We start from the raw sequence: 21,585 nt of genomic DNA, 5'->3' as shown, positions 1-21,585 counted from the left end.
TTTTCTAATCAGGATATCGCGCATGAGCCGCAACGAGCTTTCGCGCCGCGCCCTGGGGCGCTTGGGCCTCGGCGTGGCGAGCGCGGCGCTCTGGCGGGGACCGGCCTTCGCAAAGACCTATCCCACGCGCATCGCGGTGATCGACTACGGGCTGGCCGAGGCGCTGATCCTGATCGGCCTGCCGCCGATCGCCGTCATGTCGGCGGAGGACTGGAAGATCTGGGTGGTGGAGCCCGCCCTGCCGCCCGGCACGGCCGATCTCGGCGCCTCGGTGGAGCCCAATTTCGAACGGCTCGCCGCGTTGAAGCCCGACCTGATCCTGACCACCGACTATGTCGCCATGGCCGAGCCGACGCTGCAGCGCATCGCGCCGGTGGAGCGGCTGACCATCCATGGCAGCGCCGACGGGTTCGAGCCCGTGCCGCGCTCGGTGGAGGTGACGCGCGCGCTCGGCCGCATCACCGGCCGCGAGAGCGAGGCCGAAGCCGCCATCGCAAGCTTCGACGCCGAGTTGGAGACGCTCGGCGCGCGGCTTCGCCCGCGCCACACGTGCCCGCTTCTCTTCCTGTCCTTTCTCGACCCGCGCCATGTGCGCGTCTACGGGCGCAAGGGGCTCTACGGCAATGTCCTGACCCGGCTCGGCCTGGAGAACGCCTGGGAGGGCGAGGTCAACAGCTGGGGCTTCGCGACGGTGGGCGTGGAGGAGCTGGTGAAGGCGGGCGAGGCCGAATGCGTCGTGATCGAGCCGGTCGCCGCCGACATCTGGCCGGCGCTGGCGCGCTCGCCCCTTTGGACGCATCTGCCCTTCGTGAGCGAGCGCCGCGTCGCCACCATGCCGGCCTCGCTGATGTTCGGAACCCTTCCCTCGGCCCTGCGCTTCGCCCGCCTCCTGGACAAGCTTCCCGAAGGGGGATCGGCATGAGCGCCACCCACTCCGCTGCGCCCGCCAGCGGATCGCGCGGCGGGCTAGGTGCGCTGGCGATCCTGCTGCCGCTGGCGCTGGCGACGGCGCTTGCCGCCGCCACGCTGCTGGGGCCGCCGCTCGTCGCCCTCTGGCAGGGCGGGCTGAGCGCGGCGGGCTACGACCCCGCACGCATGGTGCTTCTCTACGCCACGCTGCCGCGCGCCGCGATGGCGCTCCTGTGCGGGGCGGCGCTCGGCGCTTCCGGCGCGCTGCTGCAGCAGGCGCTGCGCAATCCGCTGGCCTCGCCCACCACGCTCGGCATCGACGCGGGCGGGCGGCTGGCGCTGGCGGTGGCAACCCTCTGGGCGCCGGGGCTTCTGGGCTTCGGGCGCGATCTCGTGGCGCTGGGCGGCGCCGGGCTGTCGACGCTTCTGGTTTTCGCCCTGGTGCGCAAGCGCGGCTTCGCCGCCGTCACGCTGATCCTCGCCGGCCTCGTGGTCGGCCTTTATGCCGGCGCGCTTTCGGCTCTTCTGACGCTGCTCAACGAGCGCTATCTCGCCTCGCTCTTCATCTGGGGCGCGGGCTCGCTAAGCCAGCAAAGCTGGGACCCTGCGCTCCAGCTCGCCCTTCGCCTCGTCCTGCTCCTGCCGCTCGTGCTGCTCATCGTGCGCCCGCTCTCGCTGCTCGATCTCGACGATGCCAGCGCCCGCGCGCGGGGTCTGAATGCCGGCAAACTGCGCGCGATGGCGGTGTTTCTCGCCGTCCTGATCGCCGGCTTCGTGGTGAGCGCGGTGGGCGTCGTCGGCTTTATCGGCCTCGTCGCGCCCATTCTGTCGCGGCTTGCCGGCGCGCGGGGCTTCGGTGGGCGGCTGGGCGGCGCGGCCCTCATCGGCGCGCTGCTTCTGCTCCTTGCCGACTGCGGCGTGCAGCTTCTGGCCGGCGCCTCGGAAGCCTTCCTGCCGACCGGCGCCGTCACCGCGCTTCTCGGCTCGCCGCTCCTGCTCCTACTTCTGCCGCGCCTGCCGCGCGCCGAGCGGCCGCCGCTCACTGCTGCGCCCATGGCCGGCGGGCCGCCGATGTCGCCCGCGCTGCGCGCCGCCCTCGTCCTCGGCGTCGGCCTGGGGCTGGCGGCCTTGGCGTTGTGCTTGGGGCGCGACGCGCTGACCGGCGCCTGGGCCTGGCTGGCGCCCGCCGAATTTTCGGAAATCCTGCCCTGGCGTTGGCCGCGCGTCCTCGGCGCGGCCAGCGCGGGCGTGATGCTGGGCCTTGCCGGCTTCATTCTTCAGCGCCTCACCGGCAACGAGATGGCGAGCCCCGAAGTGCTCGGCGTCAGCGCCGGGGCGGCCTTCGCCGCCGCGCTCTCGCTCTTCATCGCCGCAACGCCCCATGCCTCGCTGGTCGGCCTCATGGCGACGCTGGGGAGCCTGGCCGTGATCGGCGCCATCCTGGCGCTCGGCCGCCGCTCCGGCTTCCAGCCCGAGCGCGTGCTACTGGCCGGCATCGCGCTGAACGCCCTGCTCGACGCGGTGGTGGGCGTCCTGTCGGCGACGGGCGATCCGCGCGCGCTCATGCTCTTTGCCTGGATGGCGGGCTCGACCAGCGGCCTCAGCGCCGCAGCGGCCTTGAGCGCAGCGGGCGGGGCGGTCCTGTTCACGCTTCTGGCGCTCCTTGCCGCGCGCCCGCTGGCCCTCCTGCCGCTCGGGCCCCCCAGCGCGGCCTCGCTCGGCCTGCCGCTCGGCCGTGCCCGGCTGTTCCTGTTTCTGCTCGCCGCGGCGCTGGCGGCGGCCGCGACGCCCATCGTCGGCCCCCTCACCTTTGTCGGCCTGATGGCGCCCCATGCCGCGCGGATGCTCGGCTTCCACCGCGCCGCGCCGGCGCTTCTCGCCTCGGCGCTCGCCGGTGCCCTCCTGCTTGTCGCGGCCGACTGGCTCGGCCGCACCCTCGCCTATCCCTGGCAGATGCCGACCGGCATCGTCGCCGCGCTGATCGGCGCGCCGGCCCTGATGCTGCTTCTCAACCGCCGCTCCGCCTGAGGTCCGCCATGCTCGACACGCTCACCCCGACCCCGGACAGCCAGAGAAATGAGAGACAGACCCGAGCCGGGGCCGGCGCCGGCTTCTCGCTCCAGGGCGTCGCCTTCGACGTGCCGGGGCGCCGCCTCTTGGAGGACATCACGCTCGATCTACCGGCGGGGCGGGTCGTCGGCCTCGTCGGCCACAACGGCTCGGGCAAGTCGACGCTCCTGAAGCTCCTGGCGCGGCAGGAAGTGCCCAGCGCCGGGCATCTCGCCTTCGGCGGACGCAATCTCAAGACCTGGGGCTCGCGCGACTTCGCCCGCGCGGTGGCCTATCTCCCGCAGTCCACGCCCGCCGCGCCCGGCATGACGGTGCGCGAGCTGGTGGCGCTCGGTCGCTATCCCTGGCACGGGCCGTTCGGCCGCTTCCGCGAGACGGACCGGCAGAAGGTGGCCGAGGCGCTGGCGCTGACCGACACGGAGGCGATGGGCGACCGGGCGGTGGACGCACTGTCGGGCGGCGAGCGCCAGCGCGTCTGGCTCGCCATGCTGGTGGCGCAGGATGCGGAATGCCTGCTTCTGGACGAGCCGATCTCGGCGCTCGACATCGCGCATCAGATCGAGATTCTGGACTTGGTTCGCCGGCTCAGTCACGAGCGCGGCGTCGGCGTCATCGCCGTGCTGCACGAGGTCAACATGGCCGCCCGCTTCTGCGACGAGATCCTGGCCCTGAAGGGCGGTCGGGTCGTCGCGCGCGGAACGCCGGGCGAGGTGGTCGCCGCCGAGCCGCTGCGCCGCATCTACGGACTCGACATGGCGGTGATCGCCCATCCCGGCTCGGGCGATCCGATGGCCTTCCCGCTCTGAGGTGGACCCGGGCCGCTGGGTCGGTCATCGCCGGGCGCTCACCGGCCGGGCCGGCCGGCGCCGGTCTTCGCCCTGGACATTCTCGCTTACTGCCCCGTCGCGATCACTCCCGGCCGTGCTTCCTATCCGCGGGCGACGGTCCATCCGCCTTCCCGCCCCAAGCTTCGTCCGCCCTTCCCGAAGCCCGCCCGGGCCGGGCGGGCACGGTGCGCCTTCGGCCGACTCGGCCGGAACAGGCGCAGGGCGGCCATCTGCCGGCATCCGATCCCGCCGGACCTACGCCGATGCAGAAAGGGGCCGGTCCTCGCGGGCCGACCCCTTTCATCGTCCTGTCGTGAGCGGGCTCAGTCCGCCGCGGCAACTCGCACGATGGTCGAGGAGCCCTCGCCCTCGCGGCGCTCGGTCACGGCATAGACCGCGCCGTCGGGGCCGACCTTCACGTCGCGGATGCGCGCTTCGAGCGGCACGCGCTCCTCGCTCTTCACCCGGTCGCCGTCGACATGAACGACGACGAGCCCCTGCGTGACGAGGCCGCCGATCAGGAAGGCGCCCTTCCAGGCCGGGAACTCGTCGCCCTGGTAGAAGGCCATGCCGGAGGGGCCGATCACCGGGTCCCAGTAATAGGCCGGCTGCTCCATGCCCTCGCCCGCCGTCTTGCCCTCGCCGATCGGGTTGCCGCCATAGTCCACGCCATAGGTGATGACCGGCCAGCCGTAGTTCTTGCCGGCCTCCGGGCGGTTCAGCTCGTCGCCGCCGCGCGCGCCGTGCTCCACCACCCAAAGCCGGCCCTCGCCATCCAGCGCGGCGGACTGGATGTTGCGGTGGCCGTAGCTCCAGATCGCATCCTGCGCGTTCTCCCGGGCGAGGAACGGATTGTCCTCGGGGATCGACCCGTCGGCACTGATGCGGAAGACCTTGCCGAGGCCGGAATTCAAATCCTGTGCCTGATCGCGGATCGGCGTGTCGGAGCGCTCGCCGACGCCGAGCAGGATCTTGCCGTCCGGCGCGAAGACGATGCGCGAGCCGAAATGCTTGTTGCCGTCATAGGCGGGGATCTGCTGGTAGACGACCTTCATGCCTTCCAGCTTGGCCGCGTCGCCGTCCATCACCAGCTTCGCGCTGCCGAGCGAGGTGCCGTTTCCGCCGCCCTCGCGCGGCTCGGAAAAGGTGAAGTAGATCATCCCGTCCTCGGCGAAGCCGGGCGACAGCGCGACGTCGAGAAGCCCGCCCTGGCCGCCGGCTTCCACCTTCGGCACACCCGAAACCTCGGTGCGCGTCTTGCCGTCCGCCGACAGAACCATCATCGCGCCCTTCTTGGCGGTGACGAGCATTCGGCCGTCGGGAAGAAACTCCATGGCCCAGAGATGCGGCAGGCCGTCGGCCAGAACCGTGGTCTCGACTTTGGCAAGCTCGGCAGGCTGGGGCGCGCGCGTCTGCCCCTCGAAGGCAGGCTTCTGCGAGGGCGCGTTGGCCTCGGCGGTCTCGGCCGGTTTGCCGGGCGCGTTGCCGGCGTCCGGCAGGTTGCCGTCGACATGCGAAAGGCGGTCGGCCTCGGTGCCTTGCGCCTGCGCCAAGGCGGGCGAGGCGCCGAGCAGCGTCGAGGCGAGAAGAAGGGCGAGGGTTCGGGATGTCGTGCGCATCGGGCAGAGGTCTCGCGAAAGGAGGGATGCGGCACGCCGGCCGCCTTGCCTCGGCAATTGGCGTCCCCTCCCCACGGAGCAACGCCGTTCCCGGCGAAGTGATTCGATCGTGTTCGCGCGATCAAGCCGCGCACGCACGATCCATCCCTCTTGCGAAAGGCTCCCTTCCCGAACGAAAAAGGGCCCGCCTGCGCGAGCCCTGTCTCTCTTCGTCGAAGGGTTCCGGCTCAGACCTGCGGCCACTTGTGGTGGAACGTGCCGTCCTGATCGAGGCGGTGGAACGTGTGGGCGCCGAACAGGTCGCGCTGCGCCTGGGTGAGGTTGGTCGTGCCCCGCGCCCGGCGGTAGTCGTCGAAATAGGCGAGCGCCGCCGAAAGCGCCGGCACCGGCAAGCCGGCCAGCGCCGCCTTGGCCACCACGCGCCGAAGGCTCGCCTGGCCCTGGCGCACGCGGTCGGCGAAGCTCGGCGCCTGCAGGAGGTTCACCACCGCCCCGCCGCTCTCGTAGGCCTGCGTGATGTCGTCCAGGAAGCGCGAACGGATGATGCAGCCGGCCCGCCAGATGCGCGCGATCTCGCCGAGCGGCAGGTTCCAGCCGAACTCGCGGCTGGCATCCGCCATCACGGCGTAGCCCTGCGCATAGGCGATGATCTTGGCCGTTTCCAGCGCCGCTTCCAGCTCGGCGAGGCCCTCGTGGTCGGTGTGGAACTCGGCGCGTGCCGTGTCGAGCGTGCCGAAGAGCTTGGCCGCGTCGCCGCGCTCGGCCCGGCGCGAGGAGATGCCGCGCGCAGAGACGGCCGCTTCCAGCGTGGTCGCGCCGACGCCGAGCTTCTGCGCCTCGATCACCGACCAGCGCCCGGTGCCCTTCTGGCCGGCCTCGTCGACGATCACGTCCACCAGCGCCTTGCCGGTCTCCGGGTCCTTCTCGCGAAGGGTCACGGCGGTGATCTCGATGAGGTAGGACTGGAGGCCGCGCGTGTTCCAGTCGGCGAAGATGTCCGACATTTCGCCGGCCGAAAGGCCGACGCCGTCGCGCAGGATGCCGTAGATCTCGGCGATCATCTGCATGTCGGCATATTCGATGCCGTTGTGGATGGTCTTGACGAAGTGGCCGGCGCCGTCCGTGCCCAGCCAGTCGACGCAAGGCGCGCCGCCGAACTTGGCCGAGATCGGCTCGAGCAGCGGCTTCAGGCGCTCCCACACGGCGCGGTCGCCGCCCACCATGATGGAGGGGCCGTGGCGCGCTCCTTCCTCGCCGCCCGACACGCCCATGCCGACGAAGTGGATGCCGGTGCCCTTGATCTCGCGCTCGCGGCGCACCGTGTCGTTGAAGTCGGCATTGCCGGCGTCGATCAGGATGTCGCCGGGGGCAAGATGGGGCAGGACGAGAGCGATCTGGTCGTCCACCGGCTTGCCCGCGTTGACCATCAGCACCACGACGCGCGGGCTCTTGAGCACCCCGACGAAATGCTCGATCGAGTCCGTCGGCACGAGGCGCTCGGCCAGCTCCGGGTTGTTGTCGCGCACGCCATAGGCCTTCTCGACCGTGCGGTTGCCGAGCGCCACGGTGAAGCGGCCGTTGTCGGCGAAGTTCAGCGCCAGATTGGCGCCCATCGTGCCCATGCCCAGCACGCCGAGATCGGCTCGGGTCTGCTCGCTCATCGTCCTTATCCCCTTTTGGGCCGCCCCCTCCCGGCGGCGGTGTCGCCTCGTGAAAAAGGCGCCGGGTCGCCCCGCCGCCTTCTCGACTGTGTCCGGTTCAGGCCTTCAGGCGCTCGGCGTGATAGCGCAGGTGATCGTCCATGAAGGTCGAGATGAAATTGTAGGAATGGTCGTAGCCCTCGCGCATGTTGAGGGTCAGCTTGATGCCGACGCGCTCGCAGGCCTTTGCCAGGAGCTGCGGGCGAAGCCCCGTTTCCAGGAAGCTGTCGGCCGTGCCCTGGTCGACATAGAACTCGGGAAAGCGCTTGCCGTCCTCGATCAGCGCCACCGTGTCGTAGTCGCGCTGCGACTTGGCGCCGACGCCGAGATATTTGTCGAAGGCCGGTTTCGACCAGTCCGCCGTGGTCGGCTGCACGATCGGCGCGAAGGCCGAGGCCGAGCGATAGGTCTCGGGGTTGCGCAGCGCGATCGTGAAGGCGCCGTGGCCGCCCATGGAATGGCCGAAAATGCCCTGGCGCTTCATGTCGGCGGGGAAATGCGTCGCGAGATAGCTCGGCAGCTCGTCCGTGACGTAGCTGTACATCCGGTAGTTCTCGGCATAGGGCGCGCGCGTCGCGTCGAGATAGAAGCCGGCGCCCGAGCCGAACTGCCAATTGTCCGTCTCGTCCGGCACGTTCGGGCCGCGCGGGCTGGTGTCGGGCAGGACGATCATCAGCCCGAGCTCGGCGGCGAGCCGGCGATACTCGCCCTTGTCCATGGCGTTCTGGTGCGTGCAGGTGAGGCCCGACAGGAACCAGAGCACGGGAACGCGCCCTTCGCTCGCCTGCGGCGGGGTGAACACGGCGAACTTCATGGCCGTGTCGGTCGACCGCGAATGGTGGACATAGACCCCCTGCGTGCCGCCATGGGCCTTCGCGGTGGATACGATATCGAGCGGCATGGTCAATGGTCCTTGCGAGACGGCAATCAGGAAAGCGCTGCGGCGGCGCCCGCGCGGCGTCGCATATCGATATGGGGAATGTCGTCTTCGAGATAGGGCTCCGACACGGGCTGGAAGCCGTGCTTGCCATAAAAGGATTGAAGATGGCTTTGCGCCGAGAGGAGAATGTCGACTTCCGGCCAGCGCTCGGCGCACAAGCGAAGGGCCTCGGCCATCATGAGATGACCGAGGCCCGTGCCGCGATGGGCCGGCGCGGTGGCGATGCGCCCGATGCGGGCGGCATTCCCCTCCGCCTCGCCCCCCTTCGACTCGTCAGGCGCGAAAAGGCGCAGGCACCCTGCGAGCGCGCCGCCCTCCTCCAGGCGGAGGAGATACAGCGCGTCCGGGTCCCGCCCGTCGATCTCGGCAAAGGCGCAGGCCTGCTCCACCACGAACACGTCGCAGCGCAGCTTCAACAGATCGTGCAGTTCGCGCACGTGAAGCGCGTCGAACCGCCGCCAGCGCCATTCGCCGGGCTTCATCCTCAGTAGACAACCACCGAGCGGATCGACTTGCCCTCGTGCATGAGGTCGAAGGCGGTGTTGATCTCGTCCAGCGGCATGGTGTGGGTGATGAGATCGTCGATGTTGATCTTCCCCTCCATGTACCAGTCGACGATCTTGGGAACGTCGGTGCGCCCCCGCGCGCCGCCGAAAGCCGTGCCCTTCCAGACGCGGCCGGTGACGAGTTGGAACGGACGGGTGGAGATTTCCTTGCCCGCCTCCGCCACGCCGATGATGATCGATTCGCCCCAGCCGCGATGGCAGCATTCCAGAGCCTGGCGCATGACCTCGGTGTTGCCGGTCGCATCGAAGGAGAAGTCGGCGCCGCCGCCGGTGAGATCGAGGATCGCCTGCACGACCTTGTCGCGGCCGACCTCGGCCGGGTTGATGAAGTCGGTCATGCCGAACTTGCGGGCCATCTCGACCTTGCCGGGGTTGAGATCGACGCCGATGATCTTGTCGGCGCCGACCATGCGGGCGCCCTGGATCACGTTGAGGCCGATGCCGCCCAAGCCGAACACGACGACATTGGCGCCTGGCCAGACCTTGGCGGTGTAGAGCACCGCGCCGATGCCGGTGGTGACGCCGCAGCCGATGTAGCAGATCTTGTCGAAGGGCGCGTCCTCGCGCACCTTGGCGACCGCGATCTCGGGCAGGACGGTGAAGTTCGAGAAGGTCGAGCAGCCCATGTAGTGGAACACGGTCGACTCGTCGCAGCGGAAACGGCTCGTGCCGTCCGGCATCAGGCCTTGGCCCTGCGTGGAGCGGATCGCGGTGCACAGGTTCGTGCGCTGCGACAGGCAGCTCTTACAATTGCGGCATTCCGGCGTGTAGAGCGGAATCACATGGTCGCCCGGCTTCACCGAGGTGACGCCCGCGCCCACTTCGCGCACGATGCCGGCGCCCTCGTGGCCGAGAATGGCGGGGAACTTGCCTTCCGAATCGAGACCCGACAGCGTGTAGGCGTCGGTGTGGCAGACGCCGGTCGCCATGATCTCGACCAGGACCTCGCCCGGCTGCGGCCCGCGAATGTCGACGGTCTCGATGGTGAGCGGCTTGCCGGCTTCCCAAGCCACGGCGGCACGTGATTTCATCGTCTTCGCATCCCCATCCCGAGGCCACGCCCGAGCGACGCGGCGTTTGCAATCGGCCCTCGATACACGAAGCATGGCGGGTCGCGCCACCATGGGAGCGACAAGCATCGGTGCCTGTTCGACAAATTTGCCGACATCGGGACTCTGGCGGGACCGCTCGAACACGGGGACGGGCTGGCGACGCGCGTCGCCGAATCGCGGCTCAGACGCCGAAGCGGGACCGCGTAGACAAAAGCGGGGCGGTAAGGCTAACCCCTATCGCGCATCCGTCGCGGCGAGCGTCAGCGGCAGTCCGGCCAGCGCCAGCGCGCCGTCCAACGCGTCGCCCAGCGGCTCGGACAGGCGCTTGGCCAGCGCCTGCGGCAGGTAGGGCTGCACCGCGCCGGCAAGGCCGCCGATCAGCGCGATGCGCGGGCAGCCCGCCGCTTCCAGCGCGGCGGCGAGCGCGGCCAGCGCGTCGCCCGCCCCTTCCATCAGAAGCTGGGCGATCCGGTCGCCCCGCTCGGCATGGAGCGTGACGAGCGGCGCCAGCGCGGCGTAGTCGGTCGGCGTCGCCCCGTCGCACCAATGCGTCATCGCCGCCGCCCGGCCGCCGAAGCGCTCGATCAGCGCCTCGGTCAGCGGCGTCGGCACGGCGCGCCCGTCGATCGCCTGGAACGCCGCCTCCATGGCGGCAAGGCCCAGCCGCGCACCCGAACCCTCGTCCGAGGCGGGAAAGCCGTAGCCGCCGAAGCGCAGCGCGTGCCCCGTGCGCAGCCCGTAGGCGATGGAGCCCGTGCCGGCGATCACCACGCCGCCTTCCGCGCCGCCATGGGCGCCGAGACACGCGATCGTGCCGTCGTCGGTCAGTTGCAGGCTTTCGAACGGATGGGGGCGAACCGTGAAGTCAGCCGCGATGCCCTCGCGGCGATAGCCGGCTATTCCGGCGGCCGCGCGCACCCGGGCGAAGGCGAAGGGGCCAAGCTCGGCCGCGCGCCACGCCTCGCGCGCCGCCCCCATCATCGCGTCGAACACCGCTTCCACGCCCAGGCGCGCCGAGGCCGGCCCGGCCGCACCCTCGCCGAACACGATGCCGCTTTCATCGATCAGCCGCGCGCGGCAACTGGTGCCGCCCGCGTCGATGCCCAGAAACAAGGTGCTCATGCCGTTCTCCCGAATCAGGGGCGATCATGCGCGGCGCCCGGCCGGGTGGCGAGAGGGGGAGGCGTGAAATCGCGAACGCCGGCCGGACCGATCGTCTCTTAGTTTCCCTGCCCGTTAGGCCGCCTCGTCCAGCGCGGCGCTGGCGGCGCGGATCGTGTCGATCGTCGCGACAGCTCCGCCGCAGACCACGACGAGAACGGAGCGAAAGGCGGAGAGATCGGCCGCGCCGTCCGAGACGGCGGCAAGCGCCGCGCCGCAGGCGGGCTCCACCAGGATGCGATGGTCGTCCAGAAAGCGCTCGCAGGCTCGCAGCGCCTCGCGGTCGCCGACCAGAACGGGGCGGATGTCGTGGCTTTGCGTGAGCGCGAAGGCCTGCTCGCAAACCTCTCTCGCCGCCAGAGAGGTGGCGACGGTGGAAATCGTCTCCAGCGTGACGCGCCGCCCGGCCTCCACAGAGCGGGCGAGCGAGGCCGCGCCCTCGGTTTCCACCGCGAAGACCGGGCAGGTTTCGAGCCCGTTGCGCCGCCGCCCCTCCACCACGCCGGACAACAGCCCGCCGCCGCCGACCGAGAGCACCACCGCGTCGAAGCCCGGCCCCTGACGCAGGGCCTCGTCGATCAGGCTGGCATGGCCTTCCCACAGAAGCGGATCGTCGAACGGATGGAGAAAGGCGGTCTCCCCGTCCACCAGCGAGAGGGCCAGGGCGTTCGCCTCGTGCCAGGCCGCGCCGTGGACCCGCAGCTCCGCCCCTTCCGCCTCGATCAGGGCGCGCGCCCGCGCGCTCGTGGTTTCCGGCACGACCACGGTGACGGGCAAGCCGAGCCTTCGCCCGGCATAGGCGACGGCAAGACCCGCATTGCCGCCGGAAGAGGAGACGAAGCGGCGCTTGCCGGCTTCCGCATGGCGCTCGCAGGCATGGCCGATGCCGCGAATCTTGAAGGAGCCCGGCGGCTGAAGCGCCTCCAGCTTCAGCCAGACGGAAAGGCCCGGCCGCCCGAGGCTGGACGACTCGATCAGCGGCGTCTCGATGTGAAGCGGCATGGCCGTTCCTTCTCCGTGTTTTCCCTGCGCGGCGCAGGGCAGGCCGGGACAGGATCGAAGGGCGCCTGACAAAACCTCACGGGGTCGGCTGGTCGGGTCTTCTGAGGCTTCGTCGCGAACGCTTGGCTGTGTCGCTGGCATCGCTCAAGCTTCGATCCTCTTCCCCGGACAAAACTCCTCGACCATCCTCCGCCCAAGGGTTCTGTCAGGCACTCCAAATCATCCGTCCGGTTCGCCGCGCCCGGTCTTGTTCCGAGCTCATAAAGCGCTCGCGGTACTGGGAAAAGACGCGCCTCCGCGATAGGCGAAGGCGACGACAATTTCAGGATAGCCATGCCGCCAGCGGCGGGGTTAGCCGTCGCTCAATCTTCCCAGCCTTTCCGACACCCCGTCGCGGCCCTTTACCGGGCGGGATCGGCCCGGGAATACCAGAGCGCCAGGGCGTCGATCTGCTCCTGCGTCATGTTGGTGGCGATCGGGATCATGACATGGTTCGAAGGCGTGCCGCCGCGATGATCGTCCTTCCAGAGCTGGAGCTGGGTGGCGATGAACCATTCCGGCTGGCCGGCGAGGCGGGGATGGTTCGGGTTGCGCGCTCGCCCGGCAGCGCCATGGCAGGTCTCGCAGGCGGCGAGCTTGCGCTCGGGCAGGCCTTCCTGCGCGATGCGCCGGCCGAGTTCGGACAAGCCCGCCGTGCTATAGGGCGGACCGTTCGCGGCGGCGGGGTCGAGCGCGGCCGCCGCGCCCGAGGGGGCGGGCTCGATGTCGGGTGCCCCGGGGCCGATGCTGCCGCGCGGCAGGCGCGCGGCGCCCTCGTATCCGATCGCGACGCCGGCAGGCGGCGGGATCGGGCCGCTCGTAGCGGGGCCAGGGTCCTGCGCGGCATACCAGGCGGCGAGCTCGCGCAGCGTCGCTTCCTCGTGAATACCGGCGGCGGGCGTCATGATGCCGCTTTCGCGCGTGCCCGAGGCATAGGCCAGAAGCGTCGCCGCGAGATAGGCTTCCGGCTGGCCCGCGATGTTGGGAAAGGCGCCCGGCGCGCCGCGTCCGCGCCCGTCATAGCCATGGCAGCGTGCGCAGTCGGCGAGCGCCGGCGCGGCCTTCTCGCCCAGCGCGGCGAGGCCCGGGATCAGGCCCGGCGCGGCGTCCGTCGGCGCGGCGCCGGCCTTGCCGGCTTGGCCTCCGCCAAGCGCCAGATCGGCATAGGTCTCAGCCTTCATGCCCGGCAGGGCGCGCAGGAAGGCGACCATGGACCAGACTTCGTCGGGCCGCGATGGGGCGGTCCAGGCCGGCATGCCGGAATATTTGATGCCGTGAAGGCCCAGCCAGAACAATTCGCGGTCCCGCCAATGGCCGACATTCTCCTCCAGGCGCGGCGGCGGCGGCACCATGGCCTGCGTCAGCGGCGACTGTTTCTCGCCCGGCGCGCCGTGGCAGGGGGCGCAGCCGCTGGCGAAATGCCCCGCCGCGCGCTGCACCAGAAGGGGGTCTGCGAGATCGACGCCGGCCGGCACTGCGATCGGCAACGACTGCGTCACCACCGCACGGTTGAAGGTCCAATGGAGAAACCATTCGACGGGGGCTAAATGGCCCGAGGAGGCGGCGATCGACACAAGGCCCGAGCCGCCGACGAGGAGCGCGCCGGCAACCCCGATCACCGGCAGAAGGGCGAGGCGGCGCCAGGTAATCTCGACGGTTCGCTTCATGGACGCGCCTCGGCCGGTCTGGTGTTGAGAACGCCGGCGAGCAGCGCGATGCCGCCCGCGAGATAGGCCGCGCCGCCGACCGCGAGCATGAGCGTGCCGCCGAGCTGCTGGTCTTCCAGCGGAGTCAGCGTCGCCAGCGGCGAACAGAGCGTGCCGCAGCGATAGAGCGGGCGGGGCGCGAGCAGGAGCAGCGCGCCGAGCAGCGTCATGTGCATGGAGGTGAGCAGCAGGCCGGCTGCCCCTGCGGCGCGCGCGCCGGTGCGCTGGCTGCCGAGGCTGCCGAGTGCCGCCGTCCAGAGGAAGAGACCGGCGAGCAGGAAGGAAGCCTGTTCGAGGGCGAAGAGCGCCAGACTCTGGCGCGCCGCGTCATGCAGGGCCGGCGCGTGCCAGCCCCAGATCAGAAGGAATTCCAGAAGTGCCGCCGGCAGAACGAAACGCCCGGCGCTGGCGCCGGTCGGCAGAAGGTTGGAGCGCGCGAGGCCGAAGGCGAGGAGCGGCGCGGCCAAGGCGACGACGCCCATATGCAGGATCATATGCGCGGCGAAGGACGTCTCGGCCCGCGCCGGCAGCGGCCCGAACCAGGCCGCGACGAGCACGAGGAGCGCCAAGGCCAGCGGCGCGTGCCGACGCATCAAAGCTTTGCCGCCCAGGGGAGCCGGGCGGACGGGCTCGGGCGGGATGTCCCAGCGCGACGGGCTCATCGGCAATCCGCCACGAGAAGGACCGGCAGGGCGGTGAAGACGATGGCGAGGAAGGAGAGGCCGGACAGAAGCACGGAGGCGAGTTCCATCTGCCGCTCGCGATCGGCCTCGGTCGGCTTGTCGTGCGGCGGCTCGCCGCCCTCCGCCCGCCATTCCCTCCAAGCGCGAAGGCCGGCGAAGAAGCAGAAGAGGAGGCCGAGCACCGTCGCCACCGCCACGCCGATCCGCGCCGGGGCGATGGACTTGAACACGTCCTCGTTGGGCGCGCAGGCGCTCGCCACCCAGACATAGGAGAAGAGGAAATGCAGCGCCCAGACCGTGGGCGTCGCGATCATGGTGATCAAGCTGTCGCTTGTACCGCGGCGAAGACCGAACATGGGAGAGTGACTTTCGAGGCCTCCGGGCGGAGGATGGTGGAAGGATTTTGGTCGTCGGCAAGGCGCCGAACGCAGTCGATGCCGACAGCATCGGCGAGGATCGGCAACGATGCCGGGCGGCCAAAAGCCTCCGCCAGTCGACCCCGGGAGGTTTCGAAAGTCACTCTAAGCCTCCTGCGACCAAGGGGAACCAGCCGACCGTCAGAACCGTGACGAGGCCGGTGGCCACCGCGAAATGGGCGTAGAGCGCGACATTGGCGAGGTCGATGTCGTAGCGCGGCGTCAGCTTGCCGGCGAGCGAGCGGGCGAGGCAGTAGGCCAGCATCAGGGCGCCGACGCCGGCATGGATCGCCGTCCAGATGCAGAGGATCCAGACGGTGGCGGGATAGACATGGGTCGAGGGCTGGAGCCCCGTCGCATGCGGCCCCCAGAGCAGCGCCGCGCCGGCCGCAAGATGCGCCACCAGCCCGACGAGGAGGAGCAGCCGCGCCGCGCCGACGCTGCCGCGCTTCAGGGTGCGATGGGCCAGCAGCGTCGCGCCCCAGCCGAGCGCGAAAAGCGCCAGCGAAACGCTCGGCCAGAGCTGGCCCGGACCGCTCACCCCGGCGGGCGGGAAGTTCTCGTGGATGGTGAAGAAGAAGTAATAGCCGAAGACGAGGCTCAGAAAGGCCGTGGCATCGCCGATCATGGTAATGAACATGGCCCACCAGGAGACCGAATGCGGCCCCGAGACATAGGTCGGCAGGGTCAGGCCGAGCCCGACATATTTCTCGTCCTTCTCGGGAATGACGGCGGTCGCCTTCCAGAGCCAGAACAGGATGACGAAGACCGCGACCACCAGCGAGGCGATGGTCAGCGTCCAATAGTGAAAGGTCGCGGCGATGAAGCAGGCGCCGAGGAAGATCGCGGCGAACATCGGCACGAAGGAGGGGCCGGGCACGCGCAGGCACTGCACCGGCTCGGCGTCGAGCACGGTGGTCACCATGGTCTCGCGCTTGCCCTCCTCGGCGTCCGGCATGTAGAACCGGCCCTTATCGATGTCGTCGACGAAGCCCGGCTGGTCCCAGATCGGATAGCGCGAGCGGATGATCGGCACGGAGCGCACGCCCCAGGGCTGGTCCGGCACCTCGCCCGCCCATTCCAGCGTGCCGGCGTTCCAGACATTCCTCTCCGCGTAGGCGTCCTTGCGCGGCCGCAGCATGTCGGCCACCACGATCAGGAAGCCGGCCGCGAAGACGAAGGCGCCGAACGTGGAGATGAGGTTCGGCAGTTCCAGCCCCATCAGGGCGGGATAGGTGTAGATGCGGCGCGGCATGCCGATCATGCCGGAATAGTGCATGGGGAAGAAGCCGACATTGAAGCCGACGAACATCAGCCAGAAGGCGATCTTGCCCCAGCGGTCCGAGAGTTTGCGCGAGGAGACGATCGGCCAATAATAGTAGAGGCCGGCGACGATCGGGAAGAGCACGCCGCCGAGGATGACGTAGTGGAGATGGGCCACCACGAAATAGGTGTCGTGGACCTGCCAGTCGAAGGGCGCGAGCGCCACCATGACGCCGGTAAGACCGCCCAGCACGAAGATGCCGAGCGAGCCGGCGACGAAGAGCATGGGCACGGCGAAGACGACGCGCCCGGCAAGGCAGGTCGCCAGGAACACGAAGATCTGCACGCCGGTGGGGATTGCCACCGCCTCCGACGCCGCCGAGAAGAAGCCGAGCGACATGGCCGGCAGACCCGTCGTGAACATGTGGTGGACCCACAGGCCAAAGCTCAGGAAGCCCGTGCCCACCGCCGCCAGCACGATCCAGGAATAGCCGATCAGCGGGCGCCGGGCGAAGGTCGGGATGATCATGGCAAAGAGCGCGATGGTCGGCAGGAAGATGATGTAGACCTCCGGGTGGCCGAAGATCCAGAACAGATGCTGCCAGAGCATCGGGTCGCCGCCGCGCGTCGGGTCGAAGAAGGGCCAGTCGAACAGGCGCTCCATCTCGAACAGGATGTCGCCGGCGATCAGCGGCGGAAAGGCGAAGAGGATCATCGCCGCGACGACCAAGACGTACCAGGCATAGAGCGGCATGAGGTTGAGCTTCATGCCGGGGGGCCGGCACTTCAGCGCGCCGACGATCAGCTCCACCGCCGCGGCGATCGAGGCGACCTCGATGAAGGACAGGCCGAGCAGCCAGATGTCGGCGCCGTAGCCGGGGGTGAAGCGCGCCTGCGTGGTCAGCGGCGGGTACATGAACCAGCCGGAATTGGGCGCCTGCCCGAAGAAGATCGAGCCGCAGACGAAGATGCCGCCGATCAGGAAGCACCAGTATCCGAAGGCCGAGAGGCGGGGAAAGGGTAGGTCGCGCGCGCCCAGCATCTGCGGCAGGAGGATGACCGCCACCGCCTCGAAGATCGGCACGGCGAAGAGGAACATCATCACCGTGCCGTGCAGCGTGTACACCTGATTGTACAGCGTGGCCGACAGGAAGTCGTTGCCCGGCACGGCCAGCTGTACGCGGATCATCAGGCCGAGCACGCCGGCAAACAGCATGAAGGCGAAGGCGGTGGCGGTGTACCAGACGCCGACCGTCGTGTTGTTGACGTCGGACCAGTAGCGCCAGCCCTTGGGGCTGTCCCAGACGGCGATCAGCCGCTCGGCCTGGGCACGGCGCACCGCCTCGTCCTCCTGGTCCGGGTCCTGCGGGCGGCGGAGCGCGTTGAGTTCGGCCGCCATGCTCATCGAAGATTCCCCAGCCAGTCGGCGATCTGCCGGAGGTCCTCCGGCGGCAGCATGGAGAAGGCGGGCATCTCGACGCCCGGCTTCTCATGTTCGGTGAGCGCGACGAAGCGCGCGATATTGTCCGGGTTCATCTCCAGAATGCCGGCGCCGAGCGTCAGGCGGGCGGCCAGATGAGTGAGGTCCGGCCCGACCTCGCCCGTCGACTGCGTGCCGCGCACGGCATGGCACGCGCCGCAGCCGCTGCGCTCGAAAACGAGCCGGCCGGGATGATCGAGCAGCGTCGCGGGGGCGGCCTCCGCCGCGACCCTGGCGTCGAACTCCTCTTGCGTAACGACGCGCACGCGAAACAGCATCTGGGCATGGGCCGTGCCGCAGAACTCGGCGCAGATGCCGTTGAACGTGCCGAGCCGCGTCGGCTCCACCACCAGCCGGTTGACGCGGCCGGGGATCGTGTCGGTCTTGCCCGCGATATTGGGCACCCAGAAGGAATGGATGACGTCGGGCGAGCCGAGCAGCAGTTCGGAGCGCCGGTTCACCGGCAGCCAGATCTCGTTGGCCGAGGGCACGCCCTCGCCCGACAGCGCCTTGGCGACGCCCGGCGTGTCGGGCGCGATGTAATGAACGCGCCACCAGAAGCGCTCGCCCGACACGGCGATGCGCGGCCCGTCGGCAGGCGCGCGAAAATCCGGCATGAGGCGCAGGCCGAAGACCAGAAGCGCGGTCAGCACCACCACGGGAAAGGCGACCCCGCCCCAAAGGATGAAGCGGTTGCCGGCCTTGTCGCTGAAGGTCGTCGAGTTGGCCCGCGTCGCATAGATCGACACGGCCATGACGAAGAGCCAGATGGCGACCGCCCCGCCCAGCATGACCCAGAACAGGCCGAGCACCCGCTCGGCCTCGAGCCCGGCCGGCGCGAAGGTGGATTGCGGCCCCTGGCAGGCGGCCAGCAGCACGAGCGGCAGAAGGCCCACAGCCCTTCGCCACGCTCCGCCCTGCCCCGAAAGTCTCGGAATACCCCGTTTCAGCGTCTGATCCCCCGGCGCCAAAGCGCCCTGCCCCGCGACGCCCCACCAGATCCCCCAGGCCGGACGCGCAATTCCTTAGGAAGCGAACTAAGGCGGCGCGAAGCTTTGGGATGAGGAGGGTTCGCCGAGCCGCCATCACGCTCGCGTGATAAGGCGCACGGACCGGTTCTAGCGCTCGTCCAGGATCAGCAGCGCCACCAGCATCAGGACGAGGGCGGGCACGGTTTTGACCATGGCGCCGATGGGATCGAGCCAGAGATGGGGCGCGATGGGAACGGAGCCGAGAAGATAGGCGAGGGTGACGGCCATGCCGGCCAGGAGGCCGAGGCGGCACGTGCGCCTTATGGCGATGAGGCCACCGATGGCGATGTCGAGGAGGCTGGTGGCCGCGGTCGCCGCCTTGGCCAGAAGCGGGGGAGCGCCGGCCTGGATCAGGATCGCCGCCGCCGCATCAAAGGCGAGCGTTAGGGCGAGGAGGCCCGACACGAGCCAGAAGGCGGCGAGCGTGCCGATCACCAGGGCCTTGGCGAGATAGAGCTTGGCGAACCAGCGCTCCTGCACGCTGGCGGGCGTGTGCGCCAAGGCGTCCGCGAAGGCGCGGGGCTCGATGCTTGTTGCCGAGATCCAGGGGCCGGGGTCGCCCTGGACGCCGCGCCGCATCTCGCGGAGCGCCGTGGTGCGGATCGGCGGGGACCAGCCGAGCCGGGCGGCGGCGTCTCCGGCCAGTGCGCCGAGCCGCATCAGCGCGGCGGGCAGGCGCAGCCAGGGCTTGGGTCCGCCCATGTGCCGGCGAAGGCGCGAGACGACGCCGCCGACGCTTTCGCCCCCGCGCTCCATCACGTCCCAGGTCACGCGCCAGTCGCGCTCGCCGCCGGCCCAGCGCCGGGCGAGAAAGCCGATCGTGCGGGCGATGTCGCCCGCATCCGTGGCGGCGAAGGGGCTTGCCGCCTCGCGCGCCGGCAAATCGGCCGGCAGCAGGGCGAGGGCGCGCATCAGGGCGCTGCCGCCATAGGCCGACGGCGCCCAGACGAAGCCGGGGCGCAAAATGGCGAAGGCGGGGCTGCGGGCGTGTATCAACCGCTCGGCCGCCCGCTTGGTGGCGCTGAAGGGTGTGCGATCCTCCGTCTCGCTGCCGGGAATCGAGATCTGCACGAGAAGCCGCGCCTGCGTCGCCTCCACGAGCCGGGCGGCGAAGCCGCAATGCACGTCTTCGGCGCTGCCCTTCTGCGGGCTGCTTTGCAGGACGCCGATGCAGTTCACCACGATCTCGGCGCCGTGGGCGGAGAGGATCTGGTCGAGATCCCCCGCCGAGAAGGCGAGCAGCGGCGCTTCCACGGCGTTCGGGAAGGCCGCGCGCTGGGCGGGGGAAAAGCGGCGGGCCAACGCCAGGACGCGAAAGCCCTCGGCCTGGAGCTGGCGCGCCGTGGCCTCGCCGATCAGGCCGGAGGCGCCGAAGATGGCGATCGTGGGAGGAGCGGTCATCGCGTCAGAGCCCCGGCTTGGCGATCATCAGCCACAGAATGGCGGCGACCGCGCCGAAGCCGGGAAAGCCGAACACGAACCAGACGCGGAACAGCTGGTGATAGCGCGCCGGCAGCGGCTCGCCCCGCGCGGCCGCCGCCTGCGCCAGATCGCGCATGCGCACCTGGATCCAGACCACCGGCAGCCAGAACAGGCCGGCCAGTGCGTAGAGCGCCAGCGAGGTGAGAATCCAGGGCTCGGTGAGGGGATAGCCGGCTTCGCGGGCCAGCCAGTAACCGGTAATGGGCTGCAGAACCACGGCCGAGGCGGTGAACAGAAGATCGGCCGTCACCACCACGCCGGCCGTGCGCGCCACGAAACCGGCTTCGCGCGTGCGATGGGCCATGAGCATGAAGAAGGCGATGCCGGTTCCCGTTCCCAGGATCACGATGGCCCCGAGCACATGGAGATATTTGAGGGCGAGATAGAGCAAGACGGGCCCCTCCGACGCGGCGACAGACCCGACCATGGCCCGAAGGACCTGACGAAGCCGTAAAGAACGAAGCCGGGCGAGGGTTGAGCCGGGGGGTGTGTTGGACAGGCGCCGCGGTGCGAGGCTATTCCCCCGTCAGCCGCCCCTTCCCCTTCTTCTCGGCAGGATCGCCATGAGCCGTTTCTGGAGCCCGATCGTCCACTCGCTGGAGCCCTATGTGCCGGGCGAGCAACCGAACCTCGCCGATCTCCTCAAGCTGAACACCAACGAGAATCCCTACGGCCCCTCGCCCCGCGCCCTGGCGGCGATCCGGGCGGCGGCGGGCGACCCGCTGCGCCTTTATCCCGATCCGTCGGCCTCGGCGCTGCGAGAGGGGATCGCTGCGGGGTTCGGCCTGCGGGCGGAGGAGGTCTTCGTCGGCAACGGCTCGGACGAGGTGCTGGCCCATGTCTTCCAGGCGCTGTTGAACCACGAGCGCCCGCTGCTCTTTCCCGACCTGTCTTACGCCTTCTACCCCACCTATTGCCGGCTCTACGGCATCCGCTTCGAACAGGTCGCGCTGAACGAACGCTTCGAGATCGAGGTGGAGGCCTATGACCGGCCTTGCGGCGCGATCATTCTGCCGAACCCGAACGCGCCGACCGGGATCGCGCTGCCGCTCGCCGCGCTTCGCCGGCTTCTGGGCGCGCATCCCGAACAGCCCGTGGTGATCGACGAGGCTTATGTCGACTTCGGCACGGAGAGCGCGGCGGGTTTGGTGCGCGCCTATCCCAATCTTCTCGTGGTGCAGACCTTTTCCAAGTCGCGCTCGCTGGCGGGGCTGCGCGTCGGCTTCGCCCTCGGCCAACGGCCCCTGATCCAGGCGCTGGAGCGGGTGAAGGACAGTTTCAACTCCTATCCGCTGGACCGGCTGGCGCAGGCCGGGGCGCTTGCCGCCTTCGAGGATCGCGACTGGTTCGAGCGGCACCGGGCGCTGGTCGTCGCCTCGCGCCAGCGGCTGGCCGGGGCGCTGGCGGCGCTGGGCTTCGAGGTCCTGCCGTCGGAGGCGAACTTCCTCTTCGCGCGTCATCCCGGCCACGCCGGCGCGGACCTCGCCCGCGCCCTGCGCGAGCGCGGCGTCTTGGTTCGCCATTTCGCCCGGCCGCGCATCGCCGATTTCCTGCGCATCACGGTCGGCACCGATCCCGAATGCGACCGGCTGCTCGCGGTGCTGCGGGCGGTTCTGGACTGAGCGCGAACACCGCCCGG

The 21,585-nt window shown here is 70.0% G+C and carries 18 protein-coding genes; 4 read left to right on the top strand and 14 right to left on the bottom strand.

The genetic code is table 11. The features are described from left to right. Positions 1-22: 22 nt before the first annotated feature. Genes M673_RS02665 through M673_RS02655 form a run of 3 tightly spaced genes read left to right on the top strand, consistent with a single transcriptional unit; the run spans position 23 to position 3,785 of the window. Positions 23-922 carry an ABC transporter substrate-binding protein gene (locus tag M673_RS02665; protein WP_061973371.1) on the top strand — a complete coding sequence of 300 codons (900 nt, stop codon included), beginning with the start codon at positions 23-25 and terminating at the stop codon, positions 920-922. Continuing rightward, complete coding sequence (gene fhuB, locus M673_RS02660) at positions 919-2,937, top strand: Fe(3+)-hydroxamate ABC transporter permease FhuB (RefSeq protein WP_061973370.1); 2,019 nt, start codon at positions 919-921, stop codon at positions 2,935-2,937. Before M673_RS02665 ends, fhuB begins: the two co-directional genes overlap by 4 nt. An 8-nt stretch (positions 2,938-2,945) precedes the next feature. Continuing rightward, the gene (locus M673_RS02655; RefSeq protein ID WP_061973368.1) at positions 2,946-3,785 is read left to right on the top strand and encodes an ABC transporter ATP-binding protein; all 840 of its coding nucleotides are present in this window, start codon (positions 2,946-2,948) and stop codon (positions 3,783-3,785) included. Positions 3,786-4,129: 344 nt separating this feature from the next. Here the strand turns inward: M673_RS02655 and M673_RS02650 are convergent, their stop codons facing one another. The 14 genes from M673_RS02650 to M673_RS02585 form a co-directional block, all read right to left on the bottom strand. Continuing rightward, entirely contained in the window at positions 4,130-5,425 is a 1,296-nt protein-coding gene (locus M673_RS02650) for a PQQ-dependent sugar dehydrogenase (protein WP_061973361.1), read from the bottom strand. A 227-nt stretch (positions 5,426-5,652) separates the two neighbouring features. Further along, positions 5,653-7,086: an NADP-dependent phosphogluconate dehydrogenase gene (gene gndA / locus M673_RS02645; protein WP_061973360.1), complete on the bottom strand. Its 1,434-nt coding sequence runs from the start codon at positions 7,084-7,086 to the stop codon at positions 5,653-5,655. A gap of 97 nt (positions 7,087-7,183) precedes the next feature. Next, complete coding sequence (gene fghA, locus M673_RS02640) at positions 7,184-8,026, bottom strand: S-formylglutathione hydrolase (RefSeq protein WP_061973359.1); 843 nt, start codon at positions 8,024-8,026, stop codon at positions 7,184-7,186. Positions 8,027-8,052: 26 nt separating this feature from the next. Beyond that, on the bottom strand, positions 8,053-8,547 hold the full coding sequence (locus M673_RS02635) for a GNAT family N-acetyltransferase (protein ID WP_061973357.1): 495 nt from the start codon (positions 8,545-8,547) through the stop codon (positions 8,053-8,055). A 2-nt stretch (positions 8,548-8,549) separates the two neighbouring features. Continuing rightward, positions 8,550-9,662, bottom strand: coding sequence for an S-(hydroxymethyl)glutathione dehydrogenase/class III alcohol dehydrogenase (locus M673_RS02630; protein ID WP_061973355.1), 1,113 nt, complete (start codon positions 9,660-9,662; stop codon positions 8,550-8,552). A 255-nt stretch (positions 9,663-9,917) separates the two neighbouring features. Next, a complete protein-coding gene (locus tag M673_RS02625) occupies positions 9,918-10,805 on the bottom strand; it encodes a BadF/BadG/BcrA/BcrD ATPase family protein (RefSeq protein ID WP_061973354.1) in 888 nt (295 codons plus the stop codon). A gap of 114 nt (positions 10,806-10,919) precedes the next feature. Beyond that, complete coding sequence (locus M673_RS02620; RefSeq protein WP_061973352.1) at positions 10,920-11,846, bottom strand: pyridoxal-phosphate dependent enzyme; 927 nt, start codon at positions 11,844-11,846, stop codon at positions 10,920-10,922. 401 nt (positions 11,847-12,247) lie between these two features. Beyond that, positions 12,248-13,552 (bottom strand): c-type cytochrome, encoded by a 1,305-nt coding sequence (locus tag M673_RS02615; protein WP_061973351.1) that lies wholly within the window; start codon positions 13,550-13,552, stop codon positions 12,248-12,250. After that, positions 13,549-14,253: a cytochrome c oxidase assembly protein gene (locus tag M673_RS02610; RefSeq protein ID WP_244493267.1), complete on the bottom strand. Its 705-nt coding sequence runs from the start codon at positions 14,251-14,253 to the stop codon at positions 13,549-13,551. Before M673_RS02610 ends, M673_RS02615 begins: the two co-directional genes overlap by 4 nt. Continuing rightward, a complete protein-coding gene (locus M673_RS02605; RefSeq protein WP_061973348.1) occupies positions 14,250-14,630 on the bottom strand; it encodes a hypothetical protein in 381 nt (126 codons plus the stop codon). Before M673_RS02605 ends, M673_RS02610 begins: the two co-directional genes overlap by 4 nt. Before the next feature lie 160 nt (positions 14,631-14,790). Beyond that, positions 14,791-17,358 (bottom strand): cytochrome c oxidase subunit I, encoded by a 2,568-nt coding sequence (gene ctaD / locus M673_RS02600; protein WP_061973346.1) that lies wholly within the window; start codon positions 17,356-17,358, stop codon positions 14,791-14,793. Beyond that, entirely contained in the window at positions 17,355-18,329 is a 975-nt protein-coding gene (locus M673_RS02595; protein ID WP_061973344.1) for a cytochrome c oxidase subunit II, read from the bottom strand. Before M673_RS02595 ends, ctaD begins: the two co-directional genes overlap by 4 nt. Positions 18,330-18,551: 222 nt before the next feature. Further along, complete coding sequence (locus M673_RS02590; protein ID WP_061973343.1) at positions 18,552-19,865, bottom strand: SDR family oxidoreductase; 1,314 nt, start codon at positions 19,863-19,865, stop codon at positions 18,552-18,554. Positions 19,866-19,869: 4 nt separating this feature from the next. Further along, positions 19,870-20,337, bottom strand: coding sequence for a DUF2269 family protein (locus M673_RS02585; RefSeq protein WP_148639953.1), 468 nt, complete (start codon positions 20,335-20,337; stop codon positions 19,870-19,872). A gap of 172 nt (positions 20,338-20,509) precedes the next feature. Between M673_RS02585 and hisC the strand changes: the two genes are divergently transcribed. Then, complete coding sequence (gene hisC, locus M673_RS02580) at positions 20,510-21,568, top strand: histidinol-phosphate transaminase (RefSeq protein WP_061973340.1); 1,059 nt, start codon at positions 20,510-20,512, stop codon at positions 21,566-21,568. Positions 21,569-21,585 lie beyond the last annotated feature (17 nt).

Origin of the sequence: Aureimonas sp. AU20 (genome assembly GCF_001442755.1) — a bacterium.
Lineage (GTDB): Bacteria > Pseudomonadota > Alphaproteobacteria > Rhizobiales > Rhizobiaceae > Aureimonas.
This window is presented reverse-complemented; position numbering and strand designations above follow the sequence as displayed.